General features: G+C 42.0%; 6 protein-coding genes. All 6 read right to left on the bottom strand.

All coding sequences use genetic code 11. From position 1 onward, the window contains the following. Window positions 1–46: 46 nt before the first annotated feature. The 6 genes from ihfB to gpmA all read right to left on the bottom strand — a co-directional run bounded on the left by ihfB (window position 47) and on the right by gpmA (window position 6,098). On the bottom strand, window positions 47–337 hold the full coding sequence (gene ihfB / locus CEX73_RS01520; RefSeq protein WP_101626848.1) for an integration host factor subunit beta: 291 nt from the start codon (window positions 335–337) through the stop codon (window positions 47–49). Between the two features lie 55 nt (window positions 338–392). Next, window positions 393–2,051 carry a 30S ribosomal protein S1 gene (rpsA, locus tag CEX73_RS01515; protein ID WP_101626847.1) on the bottom strand — a complete coding sequence of 553 codons (1,659 nt, stop codon included), beginning with the start codon at window positions 2,049–2,051 and terminating at the stop codon, window positions 393–395. Window positions 2,052–2,163: 112 nt separating this feature from the next. Beyond that, a complete protein-coding gene (gene cmk / locus CEX73_RS01510) occupies window positions 2,164–2,844 on the bottom strand; it encodes a (d)CMP kinase (RefSeq protein WP_101626846.1) in 681 nt (226 codons plus the stop codon). A gap of 50 nt (window positions 2,845–2,894) precedes the next feature. Further along, entirely contained in the window at window positions 2,895–4,193 is a 1,299-nt protein-coding gene (gene aroA / locus CEX73_RS01505; protein WP_101626845.1) for a 3-phosphoshikimate 1-carboxyvinyltransferase, read from the bottom strand. A gap of 69 nt (window positions 4,194–4,262) precedes the next feature. Next, window positions 4,263–5,348: a 3-phosphoserine/phosphohydroxythreonine transaminase gene (serC, locus tag CEX73_RS01500; RefSeq protein WP_101626844.1), complete on the bottom strand. Its 1,086-nt coding sequence runs from the start codon at window positions 5,346–5,348 to the stop codon at window positions 4,263–4,265. Between the two features lie 12 nt (window positions 5,349–5,360). Further along, a complete protein-coding gene (gpmA, locus tag CEX73_RS01495; protein WP_101626843.1) occupies window positions 5,361–6,098 on the bottom strand; it encodes a 2,3-diphosphoglycerate-dependent phosphoglycerate mutase in 738 nt (245 codons plus the stop codon). Window positions 6,099–6,159 lie beyond the last annotated feature (61 nt).

Here is a 6,159-nt window from a genome sequence, read left to right as displayed (position 1 = left end):
GTCTTAACCTAGTTAAACAACCTCGTCAGTGGATAGATAGTCTATTTTATCTTAACTTAAAAAGTTTAACGTTAGCACGATCGCGTAATTCTTTACCAGGTTTAAAGTAGGGAACATATTTACCTTCTAGTTCTACTTTCTCTCCTGTTTTGGGATTACGTCCGATACGCTGGGCACGGTAGCGAATAGAAAAACTGCCGAAACCACGTATTTCAATGCGCTCACCGCTGGCTAGTGTTGTTGCCATATGTTCTAGCATCTCTTTCACTGCCTCCTCAACTAATTTGGTTTGGAGATGTTTGCCAGCAAGCCTCTCAATTAGTTCTGACTTGGTCATTAATTATACGGCTCAAAATTAGTGTGATCTTCTGCTATCTCGCTAGTTCGTTGTACTAGTTTTTCGTAGCGGCTTTGAAAGCTTCAACCATAGCATTAGAGAAATTACTTCCTTCCTGCTTATTATTTATCATCTTTTTATCATCAACTTCGTCTTTAGCGCGAACTGATAAGTTAATAACGCGGTTTTTTCGATCAATACCGGTAAATTTAGCTTCCAGGTTGTCGCCGACATTTAGTAACAATGTTGCGTCTTCTCTACGATCAGCTTCCGAAAGACACAAATAACCTTCAACGCCGCTTGCTAATTCAACTGTAGCGCCTTTGGCATCCACGGCTGTCACTTTACCAGTAACAATAGTACCCTTCTTGTTCAAAGATAAGTAGTTATTAAAAGGATCTTCATCTAACTGCTTAATCCCTAAAGAGATCCGCTCGCGCTCAGCGTCAACCTGCAAAACTACCGCAGCTATTTCGTCGCCTTTTTTATACTCCCGCGCTGCTTCTTCACCAGATACATTCCAGAAGATGTCGGACAAATGAACTAGACCATCGATACCTCCTTCGAGACCAATGAAAATACCGAAGTCAGTAATAGATTTTATTTTTCCTTCAACGCGGTCACCTTTATTATAGGTTTCCGCGAACTTTTGCCAAGGATTAGCTTGGCACTGCTTCAATCCTAGGGAAATACGACGACGTTCTTCGTCGACATCAAGTACCATAATTTCGACTATATCGTTTACGTTAACGACTTTAGACGGATGGATGTTTTTGTTAGTCCAGTCTATTTCTGATACGTGCACTAGTCCTTCAACACCTGCTTCTATTTCTACGAAGCAGCCATAATCGGTAAGGTTAGTTACGCGTCCTGCCAGACGAGAACCTTCCGGGTAACGCTTAGCAATAGCAATCCACGGATCTTGCCCTAATTGTTTTAAACCAAGAGAGACACGGGTGCGCTCTCGATCAAATTTTAATACTTTAACGATAATTTCATCCCCTACATTAACGATTTCGCTAGGGTGCTTAACACGCTTCCAGGCCATATCAGTAATATGTAGTAGCCCGTCTACACCACCTAGATCAACAAATGCGCCGTAATCGGTAAGATTCTTCACGATACCTTTAGCTTCCATACCCTCCTGCATGTTTTCCAGCAGCTGATCTCGTTCGAAGCTGTTTTCAGACTCAATAACAGCACGACGTGAAACCACGACATTATTACGTTTTTGATCGAGCTTGATGACTTTAAACTCCAGTTCTTTGCCTTCTAGATGTAGTGTGTCACGAACAGGACGCATGTCAACTAAAGAACCAGGCAAGAAAGCACGAATACCATTTAATTCAACGGTAAAACCACCCTTAACTTTACTATTTATTATTCCGATAACGGTTGTAGCTTCTTCATAAGCTCTTTCTAGCATCAACCAGGCTTCGTGGCGCTTGGCTTTTTCACGTGAGAGCAGAGTTTCTCCAAAACCATCTTCTACTGCATCCAGCGCTACATCAACCTGATCATTAACTTCTATTTCTAGTTCTCCCTGGGCATTACAAAATTGCGCTATAGGAATAGCGGATTCCGATTTTAAGCCAGCATCAACTAGAACCACGTCTTTGGCAATAGAAACTACAGTACCGCGAACGATGGAACCCGGACGGGTAGCGATGTTTTTCAGAGATTCTTCAAAGAGTTGAGCAAAAGATTTTGTCATATTTGATAATCTTCAAATTTTTTTATTAACGTCCATCCTACTTGATGGGGTTGCTATACACGCCCTGTTACTTATCTTGCAACAGGGTAATTAAAATGACACTGTCTAGTCGTCATGACAATGCTAAATTTTTCTTGACATGCCCGATAACTCTGGCTATCACTGCGTCAATAGTCAGCTTAGTGGAGTCAAGCACAAACGCATCAACAGCTGGCTCTAGAGGAGCAACAGTACGATTTCGATCACGTTCGTCCCGTTCTTTTATCGAAGATAAAAGGTGCTCAAAGTTAACACTAAAGCCTTTTTCCTGCAACTGCCGCATGCGGCGGCGCGCTCTTTCTTCTGCCGATGCCTCGAGAAATATTTTAACTAACGCATCTGGAAAGATCACTGTGCCCATATCACGCCCATCGGCTATTAATCCTGGAGCCACGCGGAACGCGCGCTGCCGATACAGCAATGCTTCGCGCGCTCGTGGAAAAGCGGCAATTTGGGATGCCGTATTACCGACCGTCTCGTTACGAATTGCCTGGCTCATATCTTTTCCTTCCAGTACCACGCTCAATTGCCCATTTTTGACCATAAAACGTACATCTAGGTGTACGGCTAACGGCACCAGCGCTTCTTCATCGAGAAAGATCTGATGGTGTAGCGCAGCTAGCGCTAACACCCGATAAATGGCACCAGAATCAAGTAAATTCCACTGTAATCTTTCTGCTAGAACTTGGCATAAGATTCCTTTTCCAGAACCACTAGGTCCGTCTACGGTGATGACCGGTACTATCATTGTCATGATATTTTTAATCTTCTTATGTATAAGAGAGTAAATTGCTATAATCAAAGTTATAACTTTGTCATAGAGATGGCTCTCAGCTGTTCAAAAAAATCAGGGAAGGTTTTATGGGTACATTTGGGATTAATAATAGTAATTGGTATATGAGATAGTGCTACCAGCGCGAAACACATGGCAATACGATGATCATCGTAAGTATAAATATTGGCTGTTTTTAACATAGCTGGAGATTTTATCGATATCGATAAGTAATCCTTCCCCTCTACCACTGTTGCTCCTACTTTGCGTAGCTCGGTAGCCATTGCCACCAACCTGTTTGTCTCTTTAATACGCCAGTTATAAATATTACGCAACGTTGTGGTTCTTCCATTAGTAAATAATGCAGTGGTAGCTATTGTCATCGCAGCGTCGGGGATTGCGTTCATGTCCATATCGATAGCATTCAGCGTACCTCGAGTACATTCAATGTAATTATCCCCCCAACGAATAGTAGCTCCCATCTTAGCCAGCACATCGGCAAAATGAATGTCTCCTTGTACGCTATGGCGACCGATCCCGGTAACTCGTACTGTACCCCCGCGGATTGCTGCTGCTGCTAGAAAATAAGATGCACTAGAAGCATCACCTTCCACTAGATAATTACCTGGAGAACGGTATTGGCTACCGCCATTGATATAAAAAATCTGATATTGATCGTGCTGTACCACAATACCAAAACTTTTCATAAGAGCTAAGGTGATATCTATATAAGGTTTAGAGACCAATGTTCCCTTAATATGAATATATCTATCCTGCGATGCTAGCGGTGCCATCATTAGTAATGCTGTGAGAAATTGGCTGGATAGACTACCGTCTATTGTTATGTCTCCACGACTAAAACCGCCTCGTAAAAGTAAAGGTGGATAATTCTCATGCTCGAGATAATATATTTCGGCACCACCTTGACGTAACGCGTCTACCAAAGGTCCAATCGGTCGCTCTTTCATACGTTGATCACCGGTAATAGTAATTTCCTTATCTTGTAAGCATAGCGTAGCAGCTAGTAAACGCAGGGCCGTACCAGCGTTACCGAGGAATAACGACAGCGCGGTATCGGCGCGTAGCGGACTGCCAATGCCGTCTATTTCACAGTACCTGCGATCGGCTGATAAGCGATAGTTAACGCCTAGCTTACTCAAAGCATTTAGCATGTAACGTACGTCGTCACTATCAAGCAAATTAATCAAGTAAGTTGTACCAAAAGCCTGGGCAGCTAACAACAATGCTCGGTTAGAGATACTTTTAGATCCAGGTAGAGAAATGGTACCATTAACTCGTACGATAGGTTGTAGGGTCAGTAATTCTTGCATGTTAATAGCTTGCTCGCTACAGAAACGAAACAGTTATCATCTATCATCCGAGTAGGTTACTTACTTAGTTCAGCCATGGCGGTGGGCGAAGCTTTGCATAAATTTCACCAAAGTTTGCACGCCTTCTAGCGGCATAGCATTGTATAACGAAGCTCGCATACCACCTACCACACGGTGTCCTTTTAGAGCATGTAGTCCGGCATCTATAGATTCTTCAAGAAACAGTTCTTCTAGGGCGCTATTTGCTAGTTGAAACGGCACATTCATGCAAGAACGATTCGCGGGGAGAACACTGTTGGAGTAAAATTCGCTGTCGTCTATGGTGCGATATAGTAGGTCTGCTTTAGCTTGATTGCGTTTTTCCATTTCACTAGGTCCACCTTGAACTTTCAACCATTTCAACACCAGACCGGAGAGATACCAAACAAAAGTAGGGGGAGTATTAAACATAGATTGATTGTTAGTTAATATTTTATAATTAAGAATAGACGGTAGTTTGTTACTAGTACGATCTAGTAGATCGTCGCGAACTATTACTAATGTGATGCCAGCAGGACCCAGATTTTTTTGCCCACTTGCGTAAATGACGCCGAACCTGCTAACGTCCAGTGGACGTGATAAAATAGTGGAGGAGAAATCAGCTACCACAATTTTATCGCCAAAATTAGGTAACTCATCAATTGCCAGTCCGTCAATAGTTTCATTCGGGCAATAGTGCACATAAGCGCTATTGGTAGACAGAGACCATTCTCTCATTGGTTTGATACCTCTCTGATTATTTATATTAGTAGTAATATTCATAATCAGAGGGCTGCAATATTTCTGTGCTTCTTTGGCCGCACTATGAGCCCAGTAGCCGTAGTAAATATAGTCCGCTGTTTTCGCTTCGCCCAGCAGGTTCATTGGTATCGCTGCGAATTGTGCGCGAGCGCCCCCATGGCAAAACAATACCTTATAGTTGTTAGGTACTTTCAGTAACTCACGCAGATCTTGTTCTAATTCCTGCGCTACCTGAAGAAATTCTTTGCTACGATGGCTAATTTCCATAATAGATGTCCCTAATCCATGCCAATTGCACAGTTCCTGCTGTGCATGTCGTAGTACTTCAGCTGGCAAGATCGCCGGTCCGGAACTAAAGTTAAAAATTTTATTCATGTTAATAATTGATTATTGAGCCATAAAAGCAACTTTAGCTGCTACTTCGTCAGCGTTACCTAAGTAATAATGCTTAATAGGTGTTATATTATCATTAAATTCATATATGAGTGGCACTCCAGTTGGGATATTAAGTTGAATAATTTCTGTTTCACTTAGATTATCTAAGAATGTCATTATTGACCTGATAGTATTACCATGTGCTGCTATAATAACTCGCTCACCTTTCTTTATGCACGGTAAAATAGCCCCCTTCCAATAAGGAAGGATACGATTAATAGTCATAGCTAAACTTTCAGTAGTAGGCAGTTCATAAGCGTTCAACTGAGCGTAACGTGTGTCATAGCCTGGAAACCGTTTATCATCCCTGGTTAGTTCTGGCGGGGTAACGGCAAAACCGCGTCGCCACTCTTTTACCTGTTCCTCACCATATTTTACCGCCATTTCAGCTTTGCTTAGACCCTGTAAGGCGCCATAATGGCGCTCATTAAGGCGCCAAGATTTTTCTACCGGCAGCCAGGCTTGATCTAATTCATCTAGTACATACCATAAGGTGTGAATAGCACGTTTTAGTACTGATGTGTACGCAAAGTCGAAGATAAATCCTTCTTCTTTTAGTACTTCTCCAGCCTGTTTTGCTTCGCTGCTACCTTTATCTGATAGATCAATATCAGTCCATCCTGTGAAACGATTTTCATAATTCCACTGGCTTTCGCCATGACGTATTAAAACCAATTTTCTTACAGTCATTATATTAATCCTAAATAAAAGTAAAGATAGTAACAATTACTATATATATAGGAATTATATA

The sequence above is a fragment of the Candidatus Palibaumannia cicadellinicola genome, from assembly GCF_002855795.1.
GTDB classification, from domain to species: Bacteria; Pseudomonadota; Gammaproteobacteria; order Enterobacterales; family Enterobacteriaceae; genus Baumannia; species Baumannia cicadellinicola_C.
Note: the sequence above shows the minus strand (reverse complement) of the source record. Positions and strands in the feature narration are given on the sequence as shown.